Source organism: Klebsiella sp. 141198 (assembly GCF_050600785.1).
Lineage (GTDB): Bacteria > Pseudomonadota > Gammaproteobacteria > Enterobacterales > Enterobacteriaceae > Klebsiella > Klebsiella aerogenes.
On sequence record NZ_JAQIRM010000003.1, the window covers coordinates 1 to 23,422 of the forward strand.

Annotated in this window: 21 protein-coding genes, 1 tRNA gene and 2 rRNA genes; 10 read left to right on the plus strand and 14 right to left on the minus strand. The window is 54.4% G+C overall.

All coding sequences use genetic code 11. The annotated features are described in order from the left end of the window. From rrf (PGR10_RS09890) to rrf (PGR10_RS09900), 3 genes are all read left to right on the plus strand, one after another. A 5S ribosomal RNA gene (gene rrf, locus PGR10_RS09890) occupies positions 1 to 88 on the plus strand; the annotation flags it as partial. A 14-nt stretch (positions 89 to 102) separates the two neighbouring features. Continuing rightward, a tRNA-Thr gene (locus PGR10_RS09895) sits at positions 103 to 178 on the plus strand. 37 nt (positions 179 to 215) lie between these two features. Continuing rightward, a 5S ribosomal RNA gene (rrf, locus tag PGR10_RS09900) occupies positions 216 to 331 on the plus strand. A 596-nt stretch (positions 332 to 927) separates the two neighbouring features. Here the strand turns inward: rrf (PGR10_RS09900) and PGR10_RS09905 are convergent. The 3 genes from PGR10_RS09905 to PGR10_RS09915 form a co-directional block, all read right to left on the minus strand. Next, positions 928 to 1,149 (minus strand): hypothetical protein, encoded by a 222-nt coding sequence (locus PGR10_RS09905; protein WP_015369447.1) that lies wholly within the window; start codon positions 1,147 to 1,149, stop codon positions 928 to 930. Positions 1,150 to 1,426: 277 nt separating this feature from the next. Beyond that, positions 1,427 to 4,537, minus strand: a complete 3,111-nt coding sequence (locus tag PGR10_RS09910) for an efflux RND transporter permease subunit (protein WP_087859146.1) — start codon at positions 4,535 to 4,537, stop codon at positions 1,427 to 1,429. A gap of 13 nt (positions 4,538 to 4,550) precedes the next feature. Further along, complete coding sequence (locus PGR10_RS09915; RefSeq protein WP_113375052.1) at positions 4,551 to 5,690, minus strand: efflux RND transporter periplasmic adaptor subunit; 1,140 nt, start codon at positions 5,688 to 5,690, stop codon at positions 4,551 to 4,553. A 356-nt stretch (positions 5,691 to 6,046) separates the two neighbouring features. On the opposite strand from PGR10_RS09915, the gene envR reads away from it, so the two are divergent. Continuing rightward, a complete protein-coding gene (gene envR / locus PGR10_RS09920; protein ID WP_113375051.1) occupies positions 6,047 to 6,703 on the plus strand; it encodes an acrEF/envCD operon transcriptional regulator in 657 nt (218 codons plus the stop codon). An 85-nt stretch (positions 6,704 to 6,788) separates the two neighbouring features. Here the strand turns inward: envR and fis are convergent, their stop codons facing one another. The 11 genes from fis to PGR10_RS09975 form a co-directional block, all read right to left on the minus strand. Then, on the minus strand, positions 6,789 to 7,085 hold the full coding sequence (gene fis, locus PGR10_RS09925; protein WP_000462905.1) for a DNA-binding transcriptional regulator Fis: 297 nt from the start codon (positions 7,083 to 7,085) through the stop codon (positions 6,789 to 6,791). A 24-nt stretch (positions 7,086 to 7,109) separates the two neighbouring features. Then, positions 7,110 to 8,075: a tRNA dihydrouridine synthase DusB gene (gene dusB, locus PGR10_RS09930; protein ID WP_015369451.1), complete on the minus strand. Its 966-nt coding sequence runs from the start codon at positions 8,073 to 8,075 to the stop codon at positions 7,110 to 7,112. Positions 8,076 to 8,433: 358 nt separating this feature from the next. Further along, on the minus strand, positions 8,434 to 9,315 hold the full coding sequence (prmA, locus tag PGR10_RS09935; RefSeq protein WP_087859164.1) for a 50S ribosomal protein L11 methyltransferase: 882 nt from the start codon (positions 9,313 to 9,315) through the stop codon (positions 8,434 to 8,436). A gap of 11 nt (positions 9,316 to 9,326) precedes the next feature. Beyond that, positions 9,327 to 10,778: a sodium/pantothenate symporter gene (gene panF / locus PGR10_RS09940; protein ID WP_087859165.1), complete on the minus strand. Its 1,452-nt coding sequence runs from the start codon at positions 10,776 to 10,778 to the stop codon at positions 9,327 to 9,329. Continuing rightward, the gene (locus PGR10_RS09945; protein ID WP_087859166.1) at positions 10,768 to 11,010 is read right to left on the minus strand and encodes a DUF997 family protein; all 243 of its coding nucleotides are present in this window, start codon (positions 11,008 to 11,010) and stop codon (positions 10,768 to 10,770) included. The genes panF and PGR10_RS09945 overlap by 11 nt, the downstream gene beginning before the upstream one ends. A gap of 110 nt (positions 11,011 to 11,120) precedes the next feature. Further along, positions 11,121 to 12,470 carry an acetyl-CoA carboxylase biotin carboxylase subunit gene (gene accC, locus PGR10_RS09950; RefSeq protein ID WP_015369455.1) on the minus strand — a complete coding sequence of 450 codons (1,350 nt, stop codon included), beginning with the start codon at positions 12,468 to 12,470 and terminating at the stop codon, positions 11,121 to 11,123. A 10-nt stretch (positions 12,471 to 12,480) separates the two neighbouring features. Further along, positions 12,481 to 12,942, minus strand: a complete 462-nt coding sequence (accB, locus tag PGR10_RS09955; protein WP_015369456.1) for an acetyl-CoA carboxylase biotin carboxyl carrier protein — start codon at positions 12,940 to 12,942, stop codon at positions 12,481 to 12,483. A gap of 22 nt (positions 12,943 to 12,964) precedes the next feature. Continuing rightward, positions 12,965 to 13,417, minus strand: a complete 453-nt coding sequence (aroQ, locus tag PGR10_RS09960; protein WP_015369457.1) for a type II 3-dehydroquinate dehydratase — start codon at positions 13,415 to 13,417, stop codon at positions 12,965 to 12,967. A 233-nt stretch (positions 13,418 to 13,650) separates the two neighbouring features. Then, positions 13,651 to 14,250 (minus strand): protein-methionine-sulfoxide reductase heme-binding subunit MsrQ, encoded by a 600-nt coding sequence (msrQ, locus tag PGR10_RS09965; protein ID WP_087859167.1) that lies wholly within the window; start codon positions 14,248 to 14,250, stop codon positions 13,651 to 13,653. Continuing rightward, positions 14,250 to 15,251, minus strand: a complete 1,002-nt coding sequence (msrP, locus tag PGR10_RS09970; RefSeq protein ID WP_213795024.1) for a protein-methionine-sulfoxide reductase catalytic subunit MsrP — start codon at positions 15,249 to 15,251, stop codon at positions 14,250 to 14,252. The genes msrQ and msrP overlap by 1 nt, the downstream gene beginning before the upstream one ends. Before the next feature lie 77 nt (positions 15,252 to 15,328). Further along, entirely contained in the window at positions 15,329 to 16,303 is a 975-nt protein-coding gene (locus tag PGR10_RS09975) for an MDR family oxidoreductase (RefSeq protein WP_430923426.1), read from the minus strand. A 214-nt stretch (positions 16,304 to 16,517) separates the two neighbouring features. On the opposite strand from PGR10_RS09975, the gene csrD reads away from it, so the two are divergent. The 6 genes from csrD (at position 16,518) to rng (ending at position 23,421) form a co-directional block, all read left to right on the plus strand. Continuing rightward, on the plus strand, positions 16,518 to 18,458 hold the full coding sequence (gene csrD / locus PGR10_RS09980; RefSeq protein ID WP_015369461.1) for an RNase E specificity factor CsrD: 1,941 nt from the start codon (positions 16,518 to 16,520) through the stop codon (positions 18,456 to 18,458). Positions 18,459 to 18,758: 300 nt separating this feature from the next. After that, the gene (gene mreB / locus PGR10_RS09985) at positions 18,759 to 19,802 is read left to right on the plus strand and encodes a rod shape-determining protein MreB (RefSeq protein WP_002918653.1); all 1,044 of its coding nucleotides are present in this window, start codon (positions 18,759 to 18,761) and stop codon (positions 19,800 to 19,802) included. A 70-nt stretch (positions 19,803 to 19,872) separates the two neighbouring features. After that, the gene (gene mreC, locus PGR10_RS09990) at positions 19,873 to 20,871 is read left to right on the plus strand and encodes a rod shape-determining protein MreC (RefSeq protein WP_015369462.1); all 999 of its coding nucleotides are present in this window, start codon (positions 19,873 to 19,875) and stop codon (positions 20,869 to 20,871) included. Further along, entirely contained in the window at positions 20,871 to 21,359 is a 489-nt protein-coding gene (mreD, locus tag PGR10_RS09995; RefSeq protein ID WP_087859170.1) for a rod shape-determining protein MreD, read from the plus strand. The genes mreC and mreD overlap by 1 nt, the downstream gene beginning before the upstream one ends. A gap of 8 nt (positions 21,360 to 21,367) precedes the next feature. Continuing rightward, a complete protein-coding gene (locus PGR10_RS10000; protein ID WP_087859171.1) occupies positions 21,368 to 21,949 on the plus strand; it encodes a Maf family protein in 582 nt (193 codons plus the stop codon). Between the two features lie 2 nt (positions 21,950 to 21,951). Further along, positions 21,952 to 23,421, plus strand: a complete 1,470-nt coding sequence (gene rng, locus PGR10_RS10005) for a ribonuclease G (RefSeq protein WP_015369465.1) — start codon at positions 21,952 to 21,954, stop codon at positions 23,419 to 23,421. The last annotated feature ends 1 nt before the right edge of the window (position 23,422 follow it).

Below are 23,422 nucleotides of genomic sequence, written 5' to 3' on the forward strand. Positions count from 1 at the left end.
CTGACCCCATGCCGAACTCAGAAGTGAAACGCCGTAGCGCCGATGGTAGTGTGGGGTCTCCCCATGTGAGAGTAGGGAACTGCCAGGCATCAAATTTAGCGTGCTGATATGGCTCAGTTGGTAGAGCGCACCCTTGGTAAGGGTGAGGTCCCCAGTTCGACTCTGGGTATCAGCACCACTTTTTAGGTTAAAGTTCGGCACTTGTAAAGAATTTGCCTGGCGACGAGAGCGCGGTGGTCCCACCTGACCCCATGCCGAACTCAGAAGTGAAACGCCGTAGCGCCGATGGTAGTGTGGGGTCTCCCCATGTGAGAGTAGGGAATTGCCAGGCATCAAATAAAACAAGAGGCTCAGTCGAAAGACTGGGCCTTTTGTTTTATCTGTTGTTTGTCGATGAGCGCTCTCCGGAGTAGGGACAAATCCGCCGGGAGCGGATTTGAACGTTGCGCAGCAACGGCCCGGAGGGTGGCGGGCAGGACGCCCGCCATCATTGCCAGGCATCAAATAAAACGAAAGGCTCAGTCGAAAGACCGGGCCTTTCGTTTTTGTCTTTTGCGGCCAGATGCGCCGCCAGGTCCCCGGTGGCGCTACGCTTACCGGGGCTACAAAAATCGTAGCCCGGGAAAGGCGCATCGCGCCGCCCCCGGGGAAAGCCGCTGTCATACCAACGTAAACGAAAGGCTCAGTCGAAAGACCGGGCCTTTTGTTTTTGTGTTTTGCGGCCAGACGCGCCGCCAGGTCCCCGGTGGCGCTACGCTTACCGGGGCTACAAAAATCGTAGCCCGGGAAAGGCGCATCGCACCGCCCCCGGGGAAAGCGACCATATCAATATAAATGAAAGGCCCAGTCGTGTGACTGGGCCTTTTGCCTTTCTGGGGAATAAGCCGACAGGGATACCTCCCGGCTGAGCATTATGGCGAGGAATCGCTAACGAGTAAGCGCCACGATACCTAACGTGAGACCGGCAACCGCTGCGGCACCACCGGCGATCGCGCCAGCTGTTTCCCAGTTATCCTGTGTTGTGCCTTTTACACAGGTGTTGGTATGCACCAGTCGGCCCTGCGAGTCATAGACAGGCACGCACGGGGAATCATGGGCACAGCCAGCAAGCAACGTTGCTAACAATGTCACTAATATTAATTTTTTCATGGTATTACCTCTAAATAACCGTTTGCTGTCAACGATGTCAACACATAACGGAATAGCTTATTTTACCATCGCAATGACCCAGGCCTGGAAGGGTAAATAATCTCAAATTATGAGCAGTGTAAATATCGTGAAGAGAAATGAGAAATAATGAAGAAAATATGCAGAGGGGGATATTTCAAGGCGTTAGTCGAAGATAAAAAATTAATATTTCTACTAACTTGTTGTTCTGATAGATATAAAAAAAGGCGCCGCGTGGCGCCTTGATAATTATAGTCGTTTATTCTGCGTGGCGGGTAAAGCGACGCCTTACGACCACAAAGAACACCGGCACGAAGAAGATGGCCAGCAGCGTTGCGGTAAGCATACCGCCCATCACACCGGTACCGACAGCGTTTTGCGCGCCGCTACCAGCTCCATGGCTAATCACTAATGGCATGACCCCGAGAATAAAGGCTAATGAAGTCATTAATATAGGGCGCAGACGCATACGAGATGCTTCCAGGGTCGCCTCAATAATGCCTTTGCCTTCTTTATCCATAAGATCTTTAGCGAACTCGACAATAAGAATAGCGTTCTTCGCAGATAAACCAATAGTGGTTAACAGGCCGACCTGGAAATAAACGTCATTATTCAATCCTCTAAGCGAAGCTGCTAATAATGCGCCGATAACCCCTAATGGCACAACCAGCATAACTGAGAATGGAATAGACCAGCTTTCATAGAGTGCAGCCAGGCAGAGGAAGACGACTATCAGCGAAATAGCATATAGCGCTGGCGCCTGGTTGCCTGAGAGACGCTCCTGATAGGACATGCCGGTCCAGTCATAGCCAATACCCGTAGGTAGTTTACTGGCCAGTTGCTCCATCAGCGCCATCGCTTCCCCGGTACTCTTGCCCGGAGCAGCTTCGCCGAGGATCTCCATCGAAGGCAGGCCGTTGTAACGCTCAAGGCGCGGAGAACCATATACCCAACGTGAGGTGACGAATGCAGAGAACGGTACCATTTCACCGTTAGAACTGCGGACATACATATTATTGATATCACCCGGCAGCATACGGAAGCTGGCATCGGCTTGAACGTAGACCTTTTTCACGCGGCCGCGGTCGATAAAGTCATTCACATAGTAGCCGCCAAGCGCTGCCGAGATCGTTTCGTTAATGTCGGATAGTGAAACGCCCAGCGCCTGCGCTTTCTCTTGATCGACGTCGAGTTTAAACTGCGGCGTATCCTCAAGGCCATTAGGGCGAACACGTACCAGTTGAGCCGGATGTTGTTTTACCATCCCCAGAAGCTGGTTTCGGGCCTGGGTCAACTGTGTGTGTCCTAAACCGCCCTGGTCAATCAGTTCGAAGTCGAAACCAGTCGCGGTACCTAATTCGATGATGGCCGGCATGTTGAACGGGAAGACCATCGCATCTTTAATCTGGCCAAAGGCGGCAGTGGCGCGTTTGATAATGGCTTCGACACCGTTTTCCGTACCGCTGCGCGCTTCCCACGGTTTCAGGCTAACGAAGGCCATACCGGAGTTTTGGCCCTGTCCGCTGAAGCTAAAGCCGTTAACGGTGAACACGCTTTCAACGTTAGCTTTCTCTTTCTGCAGATAGTAGTCAGTGACGGAATCAAGCACCTTCTGCGTACGCTCCTGGGTGGCGCCTGCGGGCAGTTGGATCATGGTCAGGAACACGCCCTGGTCTTCATCAGGTAAGAATGATGTCGGCAGGCGGACAAACAGTACGGCCATGCCGATAACAATCAGCAGATAGATAACCAGATAGCGCCCGGTGCCGCGCAGGATCCCGCTTACGCTGTTGGTGTAGTGGTTAACGCTTTGGTCAAACCTGGCGTTAAACCAGCCGAAGAACCCCTTTTTGCCATGATGGTCTGCGGATGCTGGTTTTAACATGGTTGCGCACAGCGCCGGGGTCAGTACCAGCGCGACCAGTACAGACAGCGCCATCGCGGAAACGATAGTGATGGAGAACTGACGATAAATCGCCCCGGTCGAGCCGCCAAAGAAGGCCATCGGGACGAATACCGCCGAGAGCACCATGGCGATACCAACCAGCGCCCCCTGGATCTGCTCCATTGATTTCTCGGTGGCTTCAACGGGGGAAAGCTTCTCCTCGACCATCACGCGCTCGACGTTCTCCACCACCACGATGGCATCGTCGACCAGTAGCCCTATCGCCAGCACCATGCCGAACATGGTTAGCGTGTTGATGGAGTAGCCGAACATCGCCAGTACCGCAAAGGTGCCCAACAAAACCACCGGCACGGCAATCGTCGGGATAAGCGTTGCACGGATGTTCTGCAGGAATAGATACATCACGAGGAAGACGAGGATAATGGCTTCAAACAGCGTTTTAACCACTTCGTGAATGGAGATTTTAACGAACGGCGTGGTGTCGTAGGGATAAACAACTTTCATCCCTTGCGGGAAGAAAGGCTGCAGCTCGGCAAGTTTCGCTTTAATCGCCGTAGCGGTATCTAACGCATTGGCGCCGGTCGCCAGTTTAATCCCCAAGCCAGAGGCGGGTTTGCCGTTAATACGGGCGACAACGTTATAGTTCTCGCCGCCCAGTTCAATGCGCGCGACATCCTTTAGGCGAACCACGGAACCATCGGCGTTAACCCGCAGGGTGACTTTACCGAACTCCTCCGGATCTTTCAGGCGAGTCTGGGCAATGATCGAGGCGTTGAGCTGTTGACCTTTAACCGACGGCGTACCGCCAAGCTGCCCGGCGGCAATCTGATCGTTTTGCACCTTCAGTTGGTTGATAACATCGACCGGCGTGAGGTTATATTTATTCAGCAAGTTGCCGTCAAGCCAGATACGCATGGCATATTGCGCGCCGAACAATTGCACATCGCCCACGCCGTTAAGGCGGCTAATAGGGTCCTTGATGTTAGAGGCAACGTAGTCGGAAATATCATCCTGGGTAGTGTTTGGGTTATCAGAGATAAAACCGGCAACCAGCAGGAAGCTGCTGCTGGATTTCTCAACGCTAATACCTTGCTGTTGTACTTCCTGCGGTAGTAGCGGCGTCGCCAGCTGCAGTTTGTTCTGTACCTGTACCTGCGCGATATCCGGATCGGTGCCGGATTCGAAAGTGAGCGTGATGGTCACGCTACCGGATGAATCACTGGTAGAGGACATGTACATCAGATTATCGATACCATTCATATTCTGTTCGATAACCTGGGTAACGGTATCCTGCACGGTTTGCGCATCCGCGCCAGGATAGGTTGCCGAGATGGCTACCGCGGGCGGCGCGATCGTGGGATATTGCGCGATAGGAAGTTGCATGATGGCAAGGCCACCGGCAATCATCATGATGATTGCCAGCACCCACGCAAACACCGGTCGATGAATAAAGAACTTAGACATAGCGATTCATACCTTATTGTGCGGCAGGGGCAGCGGTATCTTCCGTCGTCTTCACGGTGATGCCCGGGCGAACCTTCTGTAATCCACTGACGATGACTTTGTCGCCGTTTTGCAGACCGCCGGTGATTAACCATTTATCGCCGATCGCCTGTGCGGCGGTGACTTCACGGTTTTCTACCTGGTTCTGCGCATTGACGATCATCACCGTGGCATCGCCGCGCGGCGTGCGGGTAACACCCTGCTGCGGTACCAGAATCGCCTGCGGATTGACGCCTTCATCGATACGGGCGCGGACAAACATGCCCGGCAGTAGAGTGTGTTGCGGATTAGGGAATACCGCGCGTAGGGTGATGGACCCGGTGCTTTCATCGACGGTCACGTCAGAAAATTGCAGCGATCCCTTCAGGGAATAGGGTTGGCCATTTTCCATAATCAGCTGCACGCTTTTACTGTCATCACCGCGCTGCAGGCTTTCCTGTTTCAGGCGCATAAAATCGTTGCTGGACTCGGTTACGTCGACATAGATCGGATCGAGCTGCTGCACCGTCGCCATGGCGTCCGCCTGGCCGTTGGTCACCAGCGCGCCTTCGGTCACGGTGGATTTACCAATCCGCCCGTCGATGGGCGAAGTCACTTTGGTGTACGCCAGGTTGATACGGGCGCTTTCGACCGCGGCTTTAGCCGCCACGACGTCGGCATCGGCCTGACGCGCGGTCGCGACGGCCTGATCGTATTCCTGCTGACTGATATACTGAGTTCCAAGCAGAGGGACATAGCGTTTCACCGTCAGATGGGCGATAGCCGCCGCGGCTTCAGCTTTCGCCTCGTCGCCTTTGGCGCTATTCCAGGCCGCCTGATAGGTGGCAGGGTCGATTTGATAGAGCGATTCACCGGCCTTGATATCGCTGCCCTCGACAAAGTTGCGTTTCAGGATAATGCCGCTGACCTGGGGGCGAACTTCAGCGACGCGAAAAGCAGAAGTTCGCCCCGGTAGTTCGGTAGTCACAGAAAGCGGTTCGCTGTGCACCACATGCACGCTAACCTGAGGTGCTTGTGGCTGTGCCTGTTGATCGCCTGAATTATCACAACCGGTAAGCAACAAGGCGGAGATAATTAAGCTGGATAAAAGAGAAACTCTGGCATGACTCGTCATTGCTGTTCCTTATAGATTACGGGCCGGATAGGGCGGCGAATCTGCGAAGAAATAATGAATATTAAAGCGGTTCGTTATCCTACAAATAAACACCGGTGGATGTAAGGAATAGTTATTTTTGAGCAATGAACAAGGCACGCAAAAACAAAAAACAGGCAGTTGGTTTAGTTCGCTTCTCTTTAATATTGCTTCCGTGAATGTGTTTTGTATTTATATTTGTCGTGTGTATTATATTTCCTCGAAATTAAATATTCGTATCTGCATTTTTGCTAAATAATATTTTCTTTGGAATGCTAAATTGACAGATGTATCAGTCAATTCTGTATTCACCGTTAGGTTGCGAGTGGGAAAAGGTTATGGCCAGAAAAACCAAAGAGGACGCATTAAGAACGCGTCAACTCCTGATTGAGTCCGCTATTCAGCAGTTCGCACAGCGCGGCGTCACCAATACCACTCTCACTGATATCGCCGACGCCGCTGGCGTCACGCGTGGGGCGGTGTACTGGCATTTTTCCAGCAAGGCTGAATTGTTTAATGAGATGTGGCAGCAGCAACCGCCGCTCAGAGAGCTACTGCCTCATCAGCAGTGGGAACTGGATAACCAAAATCCGTTAACCGGGTTACGTAAAAAATTTATTACCGGATTGCAATATATCGCTGAGAATCCCCGGCAGCAGGCACTATTACAGATTCTTTATCATAAATGTGAGTTCGCCAGCGATATGTTACCGGAAACGGAAATCCGCAAGCGAATTGGCTTTAATTACGCGATAGTCCGTGACGTACTACAATGCTGTGTCAGAAACAGACTATTACCAGCGGAAACAAATATCGAAATTACGTTGATTATATTACACGGGGCTTTTACAGGAATTATTAAAAACTGGTTAATGGATCCTGAACAATTCAATCTCTATCAGCAGGCTCCCGTGCTGGTAGACAATATTATGTCGGCGTTATCGTTGCAGCAACCTGACCATAGCGGGTGGCCGATGGCTGCCGTGGGGCAGTAATTCAGTATAAAAACTCAGGCCATAAAAAAAGGCGCTTCCCCATGCCGAAGAGCGCCTTTTTAATCCAGCAATTCACTGATTAATATCAGTTCATGCCGTATTTTTTCAGTTTCTTACGCAGAGTACCGCGGTTGATACCCATCATCAGGGCAGCGCGGGTCTGATTACCACGGGTGTATTGCATCACCATGTCCAACAGTGGCTGTTCAACTTCAGCCAATACCAGCTCATACAGATCATTAACATCCTGACCATTCAGTTGAGCAAAATAGTTCTTCAGTGCCTGTTTAACCGAGTCACGCAGGGGCTTTTGAGTTACCTGATCCTGAGAGTTAACGGTAGAAACGGTCAGTACGTCAGAATTTACGCGTTGTTCGAACATAGTTCTGTCAGCTCTTTATTTCTATTACGCAAAATTTTCGAAGTATGCCTCCAACGCCTCCAGCTGTTCGCTGGCATCCTCAATGGCGTTGAATGTGCGCCGAAACTGGTCATTTGGAGCATGCTCCTGGAGATACCAAGAGACGTGTTTACGCGCGATTCGGTACCCTTTTGCCTGACCGTAAAAGTCATGCAGTTCCCGAACGTGCGCGCAAAGCAAGCGCTTAACCTCTGCCAACGGCAGGGGGGGCAGCAACTCCCCAGTGTCCAGATAATGCTGGATTTCCCGAAAGATCCAGGGTCTTCCCTGAGCCGCACGGCCTATCATGAGAGCGTCAGCCCCCGTGTAGTCGAGCACGGCTCTGGCTTTAAGCGGGTCAGTAATGTCGCCATTCGCGATAATCGGAATGGAAACTTTCTGCTTAACTGCCCGAATACTGTCGTATTCAGCTTCTCCGTTAAACAAGCAGGCGCGAGTGCGTCCGTGAATAGTCAGAGCCTGAATGCCACATTCTTCAGCCAGTTGGGCAATCTCTACACAGTTACGGTGTTCCGGTTCCCAACCGGTGCGAATCTTGAGAGTCACCGGAACGTCCACTGCCTTGACGACCGCGGTCAGGATTGACTTCACCTGATCGGGATACTGCAAGAGGGCTGAACCAGCGAGCTTACGATTCACCTTTTTAGCCGGGCACCCCATATTGATATCAATAATCTGGGCGCCGCTTTCCACGTTAATACGGGCGGCCGCGGCCATCTCTTCCGGTACGCTACCGGCGATTTGCACGGTACGAATACCGGGCTCATCAATGTGCACCATCCGTAACCGGGACTTGTCGCTCTCCCATACCTGCGGGTTGGAGGACATCATCTCGGAGACGGTTAAACCTGCTCCCATCTCGTAACACAGCGTCCTGAATGGTCTGTCAGTGATGCCAGCCATAGGTGCTGCGATCAGGCGATTTCTGAGCTGGTGGTGTCCGATGCGCATGAGTTAAGAAATGACCATACTGTGACTGCAAGGCGGCGTATATTACGCATTTTTTGCGCGAGATGAAAGGCCAAACTTTGACCAATCCTCTGTTACAGATCAATGAATCCAGGAGTAACGTAATAGCCGTGAATAAATTATCATATTAATCATTACGTTATTAACAACGGGATAATTTGTGTCCAATTATAAAATCACAAAACTTCTCGATTTTTCTGAGATGAAGGCGATACGAGACGGGATAAAACGCTGTTTTTGTAGCCAAAAAAGGGCATCGTAATGCGATCCGGCTCTCATTTCCTGGCAATATTCGACGGTTACTGGAAACAAAAATGCGGCCCGTAGGCCGCAGTCTCACTTAATTTTTCCGGCCGGTAATCCGGCACCACTCCTCTTTCTCCACCACCGGGTCAAGGGTGAAGAGCGGAGCGTAGGCTTCGCAGACGCTTTCCGCCTGGCTTGCCAGGATTCCGGAAAGGCCAAGCAGGCCGCCTGTAACCGGCAGGACGCTGATTAACGGGGCCAGCTCACGTAACGGGCCTGCCAGGATGTTTGCGACCACCACATCGGCTTTCATGGCTTCTGGCTGATCCTGCGGCAAATACAGTTCAAGGCGTTCGGAGACGCCGTTACGCTGAGCGTTATCACGACTGGCCTGAATGGCCTGCGGATCGATATCAATACCGATAGCTTTGGCGGCGCCCAGCTTCAGCGCGGCGATGGCCAGGATGCCGGAACCGCAGCCAAAATCGATAACCGTTTTGCCCTGCAGGTCAAGGCCGTCGAGCCATTGCAGACACATCGCGGTCGTTGGGTGAGTGCCGGTACCAAAGGCCAGTCCTGGATCAAGCATCACATTGACTGCATTCTCATCAGGAACATCGCGCCAGCTCGGGCAAATCCACAGGCGTTCGCCGAAACGCATCGGGTGGAAGTTATCCATCCACTCGCGTTCCCAATCTTTATCTTCCAGTTGTTCAATTTTATGCGCGAAGCCGGCGCCGAGCAGCGGATGCTGCTCAAGGATAGCAACCGCTTCGTTCATGTCGCTTTCCGCATCGAACAGGCCGATAACGTCGGTATCGCCCCACAAACGGGTTTCACCCGGCAGCGGTTCGAACACCGGCGTGTCGTGGGTGTCCTGGAAGGTAATCGAGACCGCGCCGGCCTCCATCAGCGCGTCGCTCAGTTCTTCCGCGTGAGCGCCGGTCGTATTCAGTTTTAGTTGGATCCAAGGCATGGCAAAACTCTTTATTTATCAGTAGTCATAATAGGGGCTGGCGGTACGGGCTGGCCGAAACGGTTCCCGACGACAAAAGCCAACAAACTTAGCAGCAGCGAGGGCACGATAGGATGGAAGCCCAGGTACTGAATATTAAACGTCGCGAGCACGGCATACAGCACACCCCCGACTAACATCGCGCTGAGCGCGCCGGCAGCATTTGCCCGCTCCCAGTAAAGGCCCAATACCAGCGGCCATAAGAACACCGCTTCCAGGCCGCCAAAGGCCAGCAGATTAAGCCAGATAATCATTTCCGGCGGCCGCCAGGCGGCCAGCATCATGAGTATGCCCAGCACTAAAGTGGCGATCGTTGAGATCCGCTTCAGCTTCTGCTCATTACGCTTTTTCGTCGGCTGAGCGCTGAGCCATAGATCTTTAATGATCGTAGCCGATGCCTGCAGTAAATGGGCGTTAACGTTAGACATAATCGCGGCCATCGGCGCCGCTAAAAACAGCCCAGCGGCCCACGGCGGCAGCACCTGAACCATTAACGTCGGGATCACCTGATCGGGCACGGTGAGGCCCGGCAGGACGGCGCGGCCAAGAGCGCCGGCGAGATGCATACCGAACATCAGTATCGCTACTACGATAGTGCCAATAACGATCCCGCGGTGTACGGCCTTACTGTCTTTATAAGAGATACAGCGTACGGCGGTATGCGGCAAGCCGATGACGCCGAAACAGACCAGCACCCAAAACGAGGTCATAAAGGTTGGCGTGAGGATATCATCCGCGCCGTGGGGCGATACCAGCTGCGGATCGATTTGCTGGAGCGTGTCTACCGCCTGATGCAGGCCGCCGGCGGCATGGACGACGCCAACCAGCAGGACGATCGTTCCGATCAACATCACCATCCCCTGCATCGTATCGTTGAGTACGCTGGCGCGGAAGCCGCCAAAAGCGGTGTAGAGCGCAATCGTGATGCCAAATATCAGTAGTCCGGTTTCGTACTTGATCCCGGCGGCGGTTTCCAGCAGGCGCGCGCCGCCGATAAACTGCACCGCGATGGCCCCAACAAAGGCCACCAGCAGACTGACGCTGGCAATCCATACCACCGCGCGGCTTTGGTAGCGCGCCTGCAACATATCGTTAAGGGTAATGGCGTTGTAGCGGCGCGCCAGGATCGCGAACTTCTTGCCGAGGATCCCGAGAGAAAGCCAGATCGTCGGTACCTGGATCATCGCCAGCAGTACCCAGCCCAACCCATATTTGTACGCGGCGCCGGGGCCGCCGATAAACGAGCTGGCGCTAATATAGGTAGCGGTGAGGGTCATGGCTAATACAAAACCGCCCATCGATCGGCTGCCGAGGAAGTACTCGCTAAGGAAGTTCCCGGTACTGCGTTTACGCATCGCGTAAAGAGACAGCCCGAAGACCACAAACAGATAAGCGATCAGCACCACGATAATCTCAAGCTGCATCGTTATCCTCCAGAGAGATATCACGGAAGATAAAGCGCACCATCGCCCAGCACAGCAGGATGAACAGCAGCGGCACTAGCAGGCAGGCCAGTTCAAACCAGTGCGGCAGGCCGGTAAAGCCGATACCGACGCCCGGTAAATAGGCCGCAGCCAGCCAGGCGGCAAGATAGAGAAGGGTCAGCCACAGCGCCCAGCGCGCTTCTTTATGGGCCTGAACAAATCTTTTGTCCATTTTTTGTCCCTTGAGGATGAAGAAAGCGGGGATTGTACCGCATGGAAAAGTCGAGGGGAGAGAAAAAGAAAAAAGGCCGGATTATCCGGCCTTTTGCTGCGAGTACAGGATTATTTTTCCTGCAGTCCGAGTTTTTTCTCCAGATAGTGGATATTGGTGCCACCATGCTGGAAGTTCTCGTCGCTCATAATGCGCATCTGCAGCTCAACGTTGGTTTTGATGCCATCGATGATCAGTTCCTGCAGCGCGTTCTTCATGCGGGCAATCGCCACATCACGGCTTTCGCCGTAGCAGATCAGTTTGCCGATCATTGAGTCATAGTACGGCGGTACGGTGTAACCGGCGTAGATATGAGACTCCCAGCGCACGCCAAAACCACCCGGCGCGTGGAAGCGGGTAATTTTACCCGGGCTCGGCAGGAAGGTGTTCGGGTCTTCGGCGTTGATACGGCATTCTACCGCATGGCCGCGAACCTGCACTTCTTCTTGCTTGATAGACAGCGGCTGACCCGCCGCGATGCGCAGCTGTTCTTTGATCAGGTCAACGCCGGTGATCATTTCGGTAACCGGGTGTTCTACCTGGATACGGGTGTTCATCTCAATGAAGTAGAACTCGCCGTTTTCGAACAGGAACTCAAAGGTACCCGCTCCGCGGTAGCCGATATCCACACAGGCTTTCGCGCAACGTTCGCCGATGTAGCGACGCAGTTCCGGGGTAATGCCCGGCGCCGGCGCTTCTTCGACGACTTTCTGGTGACGACGCTGCATGGAGCAGTCGCGTTCCGCCAGATAGATAGCGTTGCCTTGGCCATCCGCCAGCACCTGAATCTCGATGTGACGAGGATTTTCCAGGTACTTCTCCATATAGACCATGTCGTTGTTGAAAGCCGCTTTCGCTTCCGCTTTGGTCATGGAGATGGATTGCGCCAGTTCAGCGTCGCTGCGCACGACGCGCATGCCGCGACCGCCGCCGCCGCCGGAGGCTTTGATGATAACCGGATAGCCGATACGTTTGGCATGCGCGCGGTTAGCGTCCATGTCGTCGCCCAGCGGGCCATCAGAACCTGGAACAGTCGGGACGCCAGCTTTCTTCATCGCGGTGATAGCGGACACTTTGTCGCCCATCAGGCGGATGGTGTCGGCTTTCGGGCCGATGAAGATGAAACCGGAACGTTCAACCTGCTCGGCAAAGTTAGCGTTCTCGGAGAGGAAACCGTAACCCGGGTGAATCGCTACCGCGCCGGTGATTTCCGCCGCACTGATGATAGCCGGGATGTTCAGATAGCTTTTTACGGACGGAGCCGGGCCGATGCAGACCGTCTCATCCGCTAATAATACGTGTTTTAAATCGCGATCCGCGGTGGAGTGCACAGCAACGGTCTTGATGCCCAGTTCTTTACAGGCACGCAGGATGCGCAGTGCGATCTCGCCACGGTTAGCGATGACAATTTTATCCAGCATGTTCGCCTCGTTACTCGATGACAACCAGCGGCTCGTCGAATTCTACAGGTTGGCCGCTTTCGATCAGAATGGCTTTAACCACGCCGGCTTTGTCGGCTTCGATCTGGTTCATCATTTTCATCGCTTCTACGATGCACAGGGTGTCGCCCACGTTAACTTTCTGACCGACTTCCACAAAGGCTTTCGCGTCCGGGCTCGGGGTGCGGTAGAAAGTACCGACCATCGGGGAACGTACGATGTGACCACTGATTTCCGCTTTCGCTTCAGCGGCAGGTGCTGCTGCCGGCGCTGCGGCGGCTGGCGCCTGAGGCTGGGCGATTGGCGCAGCATAGGCTTGCTGCATTACCGGATAGCTAGCAGCAGGCGCTGCACGGCTGATGCGTACAGACTCTTCGCCTTCAGAAATTTCCAGTTCGGAGATGCCTGATTCTTCAACCAGCTCGATCAGTTTTTTAATCTTACGAATATCCATGAGTGGGTTCCGTACTCTTTGTTTAGTGTGTTTGTGACAGGCGTTTGACCGCCGTCTGTAAAGCGTATGAATAGCCGTCCGCACCTAATCCGCAGATTACGCCCGAGGCGACATCAGACAGATACGAGTGGTGACGGAACGGCTCGCGCGCATGCACGTTGCTCAGGTGGATCTCGATAAACGGGATACTCACGGCAAGCAGCGCGTCGCGGATGGCCACGCTGGTATGCGTAAACGCGGCCGGATTGATCAGGATATAGTCCACAGAGTCTTTAGCCTGATGAATTCGGTCGATGAGCGCGAACTCCGCATTGGATTGCAGGTGGTCGAGCGTCACGTTTAGCGCTTCCGCTTCTGCGGTTAAACGGTTAACAATTTCTGCCAGCGTTAGCGAACCGTACTTCTCGGGTTCACGGCTGCCGAGCATATTAAGGTTTGGTCCGTTCAAAAGCAAAATGCGAAACTTGTCAGCCATTGTGCAGCTATCTCCTGCTAACCTCGGGTAAAAAACAAAATATACCTTCGATACGCGCTTGTCACCTTTTCAGGGTTCGAAAACCCCTTCAGGAAAACCAAAGTCGCACATTATAACGATTTCGTAGCAATTGGCAGCTAAATACTGGTCTTATCAGGGAAGATTATCAACCGCTATCGTAAAAAGAGTCGCGGTTGATAAACGTTCTGCGGGGAACTGCACATATCCGGAGATTAGCGCCACCACTGGCGAAACTTCTTGTAGCGGCTGGCTAAAAGTACTATTGCCAGTCCGGCATAAATCAGCGGCTGCGGCGATAAAATCTTCACCGACCACAGATAATGAATAGGGGCGAGGATCGCCACCAGATAGACGAAGTTGTGCAATGTTTGCCAACGTCGGCCTAATTTTCGTTGCATGTACTGGGTTGACGTCGCCGCCAGCGCCAGTAAAACCAGCCAACTGATTAAACCAAGCGTGAGATACGGACGGTTGATTATCTCGGAACCGAGCAGCGCCAGATTGTTAATGCCGAGCTCCAGCAACGTATAACTGGTGAGGTGCAACGTGGCCCAGGCAAAGCACCATAACCCTAATAACCGGCGGGTGCGTATCAATAATGGCTGTTTAGCGTAACGCGCCAGCGGCGTAATAAGCAAGGTGGCAAGCAAAAACTTCAGCGCCATCCGTCCGGTAAAATGCTGGATATCCTTTGCCGGATCGGCGCTGAAATAGCCCTGATGTCCGGCCCAGAACAGCCAGACCAGCGGTAAAAAACCGGCTAAATGCAGCACAACTTTCAGCCAGCCTATCTGTTTAACGCTCAGGCGCACTAGAAATTCTCCCGTAAGTTAAGCCCTCGATACAGCGACGCGACTTCCTCGGCATAGCCATTAAACAGTAACGTCGGCTGGCGTTTTACATCGAGTACGCCACCGGCGCCGATAAACCGCTCGCTGGCCTGCGACCAGCGCGGATGATCGACGTGCGGGTTCACATTGGCATAGAAACCGTATTCATCCGGCGCCGCCAGATTCCAGGTGGTCGGCGGCCGCTCGCGGGTTAATTCGATGCTTACGATAGATTTAATCCCTTTAAATCCATACTTCCACGGCACGGTCAGGCGGATGGGCGCGCCGTTTTGCGGCGGCAGCGCTTTCCCATAGACGCCAACGCTCATCAACGTGAGCGGGTGCATTGCTTCATCAAGGCGCAACCCTTCGACATAGGGATAGGCCAGGCCGCCGCCGATGAAGCGATCTTTTTGTCCCGGCATTTGTTCCGGCGCATACAGCGTTTTGAAAGCGACGTAGCGGGCGTTGCTGGTGGGCTCCACCAGCGCGAGCAGTTTATGCAGCGGGAAGCCGACCCACGGCACGACCATCGACCAGGCCTCTACGCAGCGCATACGATAAATACGCTCTTCCAGCGGAAAACGATGGGTCAGGTCGTCGTGATCGAGCGTCAGGGGTTTGGCGACTTCGCCGCCGATGGTAAGCGTCCAGGGGTCAGTGCGCAGGCTGCCTGCGTTAGCGGCCGGATCGGCTTTATCGAGGCCGAATTCATAAAAGTTATTGTAGCCGGCGACTTTATCTTCCGGGGTGAGGGCGAGCTTATTTTGCCATGCTGCGGGTTTATCGAAGGTCAGCGCCTTTCCGGCGGGCGCTGGCGGGCGGTCATGGCCTTTAAACCAATCGAGCAGGTCGGCGTGGGCCTTCGTTGAGAGCGACATCGCCGTCGCGCCGATACCGAGCATTTTCAGCACCTGGCGGCGCTGCAGGTTAAATACCGATTCCGCCGTTACGTCGGCTTCCGTCAGTTTTCTGGTTTTCATGGCGTCCTCCGTCATACTTTTTTCTAAGCATGACGGAGGCGGAGCGCGATCGCGAATATGTCACGAAAAATTGCAGATTAGCCGATTTTGACCAGCGTACGTCCCTGGATCTGGTTGTTCATGATTTTGTCGGCAAAGGCCGGGGCATCCGCCAGGCTGATTTCGGTCGCGCTTTGCGCGTAAAAAGACTCAGGCAGATCGCGCACCAGCCGGCGCCATGCTTCTGCGCGGCGCGCAGGCGGAGTCATTACCGAATCGACGCCCTGCAGGCGTACATTGCGCAGGATAAATGGCATCACGGTGGTCGGCAGCGCGAAACCGCCCGCCAGGCCGCAGGCCGCGACGCAGCCGCCGTAATTCATCTGCGCCAGCACCTTAGCCAGCACTTTATCGCCGACGGTATCGATAGCGCCCGTCCAGATTTGTTTTTCCAGCGGACGGCTCTCAGCGAACTCGTCGCGGCCCAGAATACGCTGCGCGCCGAGGCTTCTCAGATAGTCATGGGTACTTTCGCGACCGGACACCGCCGCCACCTGATAACCCAGGTGATGCAGCAGAGCGACTGCTGTGCTGCCGACGCCGCCGCTGGCGCCTGTTACGACGATTTCGCCATCCTGCGGTCGCACCCCGGCTTCTTCCAGCGCCATCACGCATAGCATGGCGGTAAAGCCTGCGGTACCGATGGCCATCGCTTTGCGTCCGTCGAGACCTTCAGGCATGGCCACCAGCCATTCGCCTTTGACACGGGCGCGCTCGGCCAGGCCGCCCCAATGGTTTTCTCCCACGCCCCAACCGGTGAGTAACACCTGTTGGCCAACGTGAAAACGCGGATCTTCGCTGGCATGGACGGTACCGGCAAAATCGATACCAGGAATCATCGGAAAGTTGCGGATAATTTTTCCTTTGCCGGTAATGGCCAGGGCATCTTTATAATTGAGGCTCGACCAGTGAATATCGACAGTCACATCGCCTGGCGGCAGCAGGTTGGCATCGATGTTTTGCACCGAGGAAAGGGTTTTGCCATCCTGCTGTTCTAAGATTAAAGCCTGCATATGTGGTTCCTCGCGGTTTGAAGATTGGAAAAATTATTCTGCAGACTATACTCGCTAACGGCATTATTACGTGGATGTAACGCAATAAATTGCCAGATACGCCAGCTTTGGTAGTATGCGTCGCTTCAGAAAGTTAGTACTTACTTAAGTAAAAGTCTTAAAAGGGGCCCGAATGCCCATCGGGTAGTTATTCACACGCGGAGTTAACACAGGGATGCGATTAACGACGAAATTCTCAGCATTTGTTACGCTGCTCACCAGCCTGACGATTTTTGTCACGCTTATCGGCGCGTCGCTGAGCTTTTACAACGGCATTCAGATTAAAGTTGAGAATCGCGTGCAGGCGGTGGCGACGATGTTGGATAGCCGCCTGGTGACCACCTCTTTTGAGAAGCTCGAACCGCAAATGGACGAGCTGCTCACGCCGGTAGAAGTCGAACATATTGATTTTCTGCTCAACGGCAAATCGCTTTACAGCCATACCCGCGGCGACAGTTACCGTCCGCTGGGCAGTAACAACCAGTATCGTGAAATGACGGTACCCTCGCTCAAACATCCCGGAATTTCGATTCGTCTGGTCTACATGGACCCGATGGTCAATTACTTCCGCTCGCTTCACGTCACCGCGCCGCTCTCCTTCGCCATCGGCTTCATGGTGCTGATTATCTTCTTTTCGATTCGCTGGATCCGCCGTCAGCTGGCGGGACAGGAGCTACTGGAGCTGCGCGCGCGGCGCATTCTCAGCGGCGAGCGCGGGCCGCAGGTGCGCGGTTCGGTTCATGAATGGCCGGCCAGTACCAGCAGCGCGCTGGATATGCTGCTCTCGGAACTGCAGTTTGCCAGCGATCAGCGCAGCCGCATGGATACCCTGATTCGCTCCTACGCCGCCCAGGATTCTAAAACCGGCCTTAATAACCGCCTGTTCTTTGATAATCAACTGGCGACGCTGCTGGACGATCAGGAAAAGGTGGGGGCGCACGGTATCGTGATGATGATTCGCCTGCCGGAGTTTGATCTGCTGCGCGATAACTGGGGACGGGCGGCGGCGGAAGAACATTACTTCACGCTAATTAATTTGCTGTCTACTTTTATTATGCGTTATCCCGGCTCGCTACTGGCGCGCTATCACCGTAGCGACTTCGCCGTCTTATTGCCGCATCGCACTTTAAAAGAGGCTGATAGTATTGCCGGGCAGTTGCTGAAGGCGATGGATGCGCTGCCGTCAACGCGGGTGCTGGATAAAGACGACACGATGCATATCGGCATCTGCGCGTTCCGCAGCGGCCAGTCCACCTCTCAGGTGATGGAACATGCTGAAGCCGCCACCCGCAACGCCGTGCTGCAGGGGAGTAATAGCTGGGCGGTTTACGATGATTCGCTGCCGGAGAAGGGGCGTGGCAACGTGCGCTGGCGAACGCTTATCGAGCAGATGCTCAGCCGCGGCGGCCCGCGCTTGTATCAGAAACCGGCGGTCATGCGCGATGGGCGGGTACATCACCGCGAGCTCATGTGCCGCATCTATGACGGTAAAGAAGAGGTGATTGCCGCCGAGTATATGCCGATGGTGCAGCAGTTCGGCTTAGCGGAAGAGTACGATCGCCTACAGATTACGCGTTTGCTGCCGTTATTAAGTTATTGGCCGGATCAAACGCTGGCGCTACAGGTGACCGTGGAGTCGCTGATTCGCCCGCGTTTCCAGCGCTGGCTGCGCGATACCATGATGCAGTGCGAAAAATCGCAACGTCGGCGGATTATTTTTGAACTTGCAGAGGCGGATGTTTGTCAATATATCGGCCGTTTACACCCGGTTATGCGGTTGATAAACGCGCTGGGCATTCGCGTCGCCGTGGTTCAGGCCGGGTTGACGCTGGTTGGCACCAGTTGGATCAAGCAGCTGGACGTGGAAGTGATCAAGCTGCATCAAGGGCTATCGCGCAATATTGAAAAACGCAGCGAGAACCAGTTACTGGTTCAAAGTCTGGTGGAGGCCTGTAAAGGGATGCCGGTACAGGTTTTTGCGACGGGAGTCCGCAGTCGCAGCGAGTGGCAGGTGCTGTCGCAATGCGGCGTGACCGGCGGTCAGGGGGAATTTTTTGCCGCCTCACAGCCACTTGACACAAATGTGAAAAAATATTCGCAAAGATACTCTGTTTGATCTGCCGTTTGGCGTGATTTCACGTAGAATAACGCGCGCCATAGTAAAGGGGGTGTGCTTGTCTACCCGCCGGAATGTCGCAACTTACGCAAGACTGACCTTTGACAGGTACAAACAGAGCACGGAGCGCAGCTGATTTATTCAGCGCCGAAGGGACTTCGTAAATGTTTGTAACAAAGGAAATGAACTGCACTAATTTTCACCGTAGCAGATGATTTTTGCGCCTTGTCGCTGCTGCGTGTGGTTGGTAAAGTAAGCGGATTTTGTTTTCCGCCCCAGCTTTCAGGATTATCCCTTAGTATGTTAAAAAAATTTCGTGGCATGTTTTCCAATGACCTGTCCATTGACCTGGGTACCGCGAATACCCTTATTTATGTAAAAGGACAAGGCATCGTATTGAATGAGCCTTCCGTTGTGGCCATTCGTCAGGATCGTGCCGGTTCGCCGAAAAGCGTTGCCGCTGTAGGTCATGAAGCGAAGCAGATGCTGGGCCGTACGCCGGGCAATATCGCGGCGATTCGCCCGATGAAAGACGGCGTTATCGCCGACTTCTTCGTGACTGAAAAGATGCTGCAACACTTTATTAAACAGGTGCATAGCAACAGCTTTATGCGCCCGAGCCCGCGTGTGCTGGTGTGCGTGCCGGTTGGCGCGACTCAGGTTGAGCGTCGTGCTATCCGCGAATCCGCGCAGGGCGCTGGCGCCCGCGAAGTCTTCCTGATCGAAGAGCCGATGGCGGCCGCGATCGGCGCAGGCTTGCCGGTTTCTGAAGCGACCGGTTCTATGGTTGTTGATATCGGCGGCGGTACTACCGAAGTCGCGGTTATCTCCCTGAACGGCGTGGTCTACTCTTCTTCCGTACGTATCGGCGGCGACCGTTTCGATGAAGCCGTGATCAATTACGTGCGTCGTAACTACGGTTCCCTGATCGGCGAAGCGACCGCTGAGCGTATCAAACACGAAATCGGTTCCGCTTACCCGGGTGATGAAGTACGCGAAATCGAAGTGCGCGGCCGTAACCTGGCTGAAGGCGTTCCACGCGGCTTCACCCTGAATTCCAACGAAATCCTCGAAGCGCTGCAGGAGCCGCTGACCGGCATCGTCAGCGCCGTTATGGTCGCGCTGGAACAGTGCCCGCCGGAGCTGGCATCCGATATCTCCGAGCGCGGTATGGTTCTGACCGGCGGCGGCGCGCTGCTGCGTAACCTTGACCGTCTGTTAATGGAAGAGACAGGGATCCCTGTCGTAGTTGCAGAAGATCCACTGACCTGCGTCGCTCGTGGCGGCGGTAAGGCGCTGGAAATGATCGATATGCACGGCGGCGACTTGTTCAGCGAAGAGTAGTCAGCCTGAAGGTCTGGGGCAGCTTAAGGGCTGCCTCTGGTCTTTACTGACACGAGAATACGCATAGCCTATGAAGCCAATTTTTAGCCGTGGCCCGTCGCTACAGATCCGCCTTATTCTGGCGGTTTTGGTGGCGCTTGGCGTCATTATCGCCGACAGCCGCCTGGGTACGTTCAGCCAAATCCGAACGTACATGGATACAGCCGTCAGTCCTTTCTACTTTATCTCAAATGGTCCCCGGGAACTGCTCGACAGCGTATCGCAATCGCTGGCGACCCGCGATCAGCTCGAACTGGAAAACCGCGCGCTGCGTCAGGAACTGCTGCTGAAAAACAGCGATCTGCTGATGCTTGGTCAATACAAACAAGAAAATGCCCGTTTACGTGAGCTGTTAGGCTCGCCGCTGCGTCAGGACGAGCAGAAGATGGTGACTCAGGTTATCTCGACGGTTAACGACCCTTACAGCGATCAGGTCGTTATCGATAAAGGCAGCGTCAATGGCGTATATGAAGGCCAGCCGGTTATTAGCGACAAGGGCGTTGTCGGCCAGGTGGTGGCGGTTGCGAAAATGACCAGCCGCGTGCTGCTTATTTGCGATGCGACCCATGCCTTGCCGATCCAGGTGCTGCGTAACGATATCCGCGTGATTGCCGCCGGCAACGGCTGCACTGATGATTTACAGCTTGAACACCTGCCGGCGAATACCGATATTCGCGTCGGCGATGTGCTGGTGACCTCCGGGCTCGGCGGACGCTTCCCGGAAGGATATCCGGTTGGGGTGGTCTCCTCGGTACGTCTGGATACTCAACGTGCTTATACGGTAATCCAGGCCCGTCCGACCGCCGGTCTGCAGCGTTTGCGCTATCTGCTGCTGCTGTGGGGCGCCGATCGCAACGGCGCCAACCCGATGACCCCGGAAGAGGTTCACCGCGTTGCCAATGAGCGCCTGATGCAAATGATGCCGCAGGTGCTGCCTGCGCCTGATGCTATGGGGCCGCAGATGCCGGCGCCGGCGACGGGCCTGACGCCGCCGCCGTCCGCGCAACCTCTGCCAGCAGGGGGGCAATAGTGGCAAGTTATCGTAGCCAGGGACGCTGGGTTATCTGGCTCTCGTTTCTTATCGCGCTATTGCTGCAGATTATGCCCTGGCCGCAGGACATCACCGTCTTCCGGCCAAACTGGGTGTTATTGATTCTGCTGTACTGGATCCTCGCGCTGCCGCATCGGGTTAACGTCGGTACCGGCTTTGTTATGGGGGCGGTTCTCGACCTCATCAGCGGTTCGACCCTCGGCGTACGCGCGCTGTCGTTAAGTATTGTTGCCTATCTGGTCGCTTTAAAATATCAGCTGTTCCGTAATCTGGCGCTCTGGCAACAGGCGCTGGTGGTCATGCTGTTGTCTCTTGCCGTTGATATCATTGTTTTCTGGGCAGAGTTTTTAGTGATCAACGTCTCTTTCCGTCCGGAAGTGTTCTGGAGTAGTGTAGTAAACGGTGTGCTCTGGCCGTGGCTATTCCTGCTAATGCGTAAAGTGCGTCAGCAATTTGCGGTTCAATAAAGGTTGATATGACAACTCTGTATCTGGCTTCTGGTTCCCCGCGTCGGCAGGAACTGTTAACTCAGCTTGGTCTCTCTTTCGAACGCCTGGTTCCGGGTATTGAGGAACGGCGCGACCCGCAGGAGAGCGCTGCGCATTACGTTGCGCGTCTGGCGCGTGAAAAAGCGCTGGCTGGCGTTGCTATGGCGCCGCGCGATCTGCCGGTGTTGGGGGCGGATACGATTGTCATTCTTAACGGCGAAGTGCTGGAAAAGCCGCGCGACGCCGGGCACGCCGCAGAAATGCTTCGCATGCTTTCCGGAAAAACCCACCAGGTGATGACCGCGGTGGCGTTGGCGGATAAGCAGCAAACGCTGGATTGCCTGGTGGTGACGGAAGTGACCTTCCGTCTGCTCTCCGAGCAGGATATCGCTACCTACGTAGCCAGCGGCGAACCTTTAGATAAAGCAGGCGCATACGGTATTCAAGGGTTGGGTGGTTGTTTTGTCAGGAAGATAAATGGCAGCTATCACGCCGTAGTCGGCTTACCGCTGGTGGAAACGTATGAGTTGCTGAGTAACTTTAACTCACTGCGTGAAGAAAAGGGATAAAGATGACGGCTGAATTATTAGTTAACGTAACGCCATCCGAGACGCGCGTCGCGTATATCGATGGCGGGATCCTGCAGGAAATTCATATTGAGAGAGAAGCGCGGCGCGGAATCGTAGGCAATATCTACAAAGGTCGTGTCAGTCGTGTGTTGCCTGGAATGCAGGCGGCTTTTGTAGATATTGGCCTGGATAAGGCCGCCTTCCTGCATGCTTCCGATATCATGCCGCACACCGAGTGCGTGGCGGGTGAAGAGCAAAAGCAGTTTACCGTTCGCGATATTTCCGAACTGGTGCGTCAGGGCCAGGACCTGATGGTGCAGGTGGTGAAAGACCCGCTGGGTACCAAAGGCGCGCGTCTAACCACCGACATCACCATACCTTCCCGCTATTTAGTGTTTATGCCGGGCGCTTCGCACGTCGGCGTATCGCAGAGAATTGAAAGCGAGGCCGAGCGCGAACGTCTGAAAAGCGTGGTCACCGAATATTGCGACGAGCAGGGCGGGTTTATTATTCGCACCGCGGCGGAAGGCGTGCATGAGCAAGAGATGGCGGCGGATGCGGCCTACCTTAAGCGCGTCTGGACCAAAGTGATGGAACGCAAAAAGCGTAACCAGACCCGCTATCAGATGTACGGCGAGCTGGCGCTGGCCCAGCGCGTGCTGCGCGATTTCGCCGACGCTCAGCTTGACCGCATTCGCGTGGATTCGCGCCTGACCTACGAGGCGCTGCTGGAGTTCACCGCGGAATACATCCCGGAAATGACCAGCAAGCTGGAACATTACAGCGGCCGCCAGCCGATTTTCGATCTCTTTGACGTTGAGAACGAAATCCAGCGCGCGCTGGAGCGTAAAGTCGAGCTGAAGTCAGGCGGCTATCTGATCATCGATCAGACCGAAGCGATGACCACCATCGATATCAACACCGGGGCGTTCGTTGGCCACCGCAATCTCGACGACACTATCTTCAATACCAATATTGAAGCCACGCAGGCCATCGCGCGCCAGCTGCGTCTGCGTAATCTGGGCGGCATTATCATCATTGATTTTATCGATATGAATAATGAAGATCATCGTCGTCGGGTACTGCATTCCCTGGAGCAGGCGCTGAGTAAAGACCGGGTGAAAACCAGCATTAACGGCTTCTCGCAGCTGGGGCTGGTCGAGATGACCCGTAAACGCACCCGTGAAAGCGTGGAACATGTGCTGTGTAACGAGTGTCCTACCTGTCATGGGCGCGGTACGGTAAAGTCGGTCGAAACGGTCTGTTATGAGATCATGCGCGAAATAGTCCGCGTGCATCATGCGTATGACTCAGACCGCTTCCTGGTCTATGCTTCACCTGCCGTCGCGGAAGCTCTGAAAGGGGAAGAGTCCCACGCGCTGGCGGAAGTTGAAATCTTTGTCGGCAAGCAGGTCAAAGTACAAATTGAGCCGCTCTATAATCAAGAGCAGTTCGATGTGGTAATGATGTAAT

Bases quoted from the DNA above. Each gene is read 5' to 3' on its own strand.
- dusB (WP_015369451.1), bottom strand. From the start codon at position 8,075: ATGCGCATCGGACACCACCAGCTCAGAAATCGCCTGATCGCAGCACCT.
- prmA (WP_087859164.1), bottom strand. From the start codon at position 9,315: ATGCCTTGGATCCAACTAAAACTGAATACGACCGGCGCTCACGCGGAA.
- mreB (WP_002918653.1), top strand. From the start codon at position 18,759: ATGTTAAAAAAATTTCGTGGCATGTTTTCCAATGACCTGTCCATTGAC.
- msrP (WP_213795024.1), bottom strand. From the start codon at position 15,251: ATGAAAACCAGAAAACTGACGGAAGCCGACGTAACGGCGGAATCGGTA.
- fis (WP_000462905.1), bottom strand. From the start codon at position 7,085: ATGTTCGAACAACGCGTAAATTCTGACGTACTGACCGTTTCTACCGTT.
- envR (WP_113375051.1), top strand. From the start codon at position 6,047: ATGGCCAGAAAAACCAAAGAGGACGCATTAAGAACGCGTCAACTCCTG.
- PGR10_RS09910 (WP_087859146.1), bottom strand. From the start codon at position 4,537: ATGTCTAAGTTCTTTATTCATCGACCGGTGTTTGCGTGGGTGCTGGCA.
- aroQ (WP_015369457.1), bottom strand. From the start codon at position 13,417: ATGGCTGACAAGTTTCGCATTTTGCTTTTGAACGGACCAAACCTTAAT.
- PGR10_RS09975 (WP_430923426.1), bottom strand. From the start codon at position 16,303: ATGCAGGCTTTAATCTTAGAACAGCAGGATGGCAAAACCCTTTCCTCG.
- PGR10_RS09945 (WP_087859166.1), bottom strand. From the start codon at position 11,010: ATGGACAAAAGATTTGTTCAGGCCCATAAAGAAGCGCGCTGGGCGCTG.
- rng (WP_015369465.1), top strand. From the start codon at position 21,952: ATGACGGCTGAATTATTAGTTAACGTAACGCCATCCGAGACGCGCGTC.
- csrD (WP_015369461.1), top strand. From the start codon at position 16,518: ATGCGATTAACGACGAAATTCTCAGCATTTGTTACGCTGCTCACCAGC.
- accC (WP_015369455.1), bottom strand. From the start codon at position 12,470: ATGCTGGATAAAATTGTCATCGCTAACCGTGGCGAGATCGCACTGCGC.
- panF (WP_087859165.1), bottom strand. From the start codon at position 10,778: ATGCAGCTTGAGATTATCGTGGTGCTGATCGCTTATCTGTTTGTGGTC.
- mreC (WP_015369462.1), top strand. From the start codon at position 19,873: ATGAAGCCAATTTTTAGCCGTGGCCCGTCGCTACAGATCCGCCTTATT.
- PGR10_RS09915 (WP_113375052.1), bottom strand. From the start codon at position 5,690: ATGACGAGTCATGCCAGAGTTTCTCTTTTATCCAGCTTAATTATCTCC.
- accB (WP_015369456.1), bottom strand. From the start codon at position 12,942: ATGGATATTCGTAAGATTAAAAAACTGATCGAGCTGGTTGAAGAATCA.
- PGR10_RS10000 (WP_087859171.1), top strand. From the start codon at position 21,368: ATGACAACTCTGTATCTGGCTTCTGGTTCCCCGCGTCGGCAGGAACTG.
- PGR10_RS09905 (WP_015369447.1), bottom strand. From the start codon at position 1,149: ATGAAAAAATTAATATTAGTGACATTGTTAGCAACGTTGCTTGCTGGC.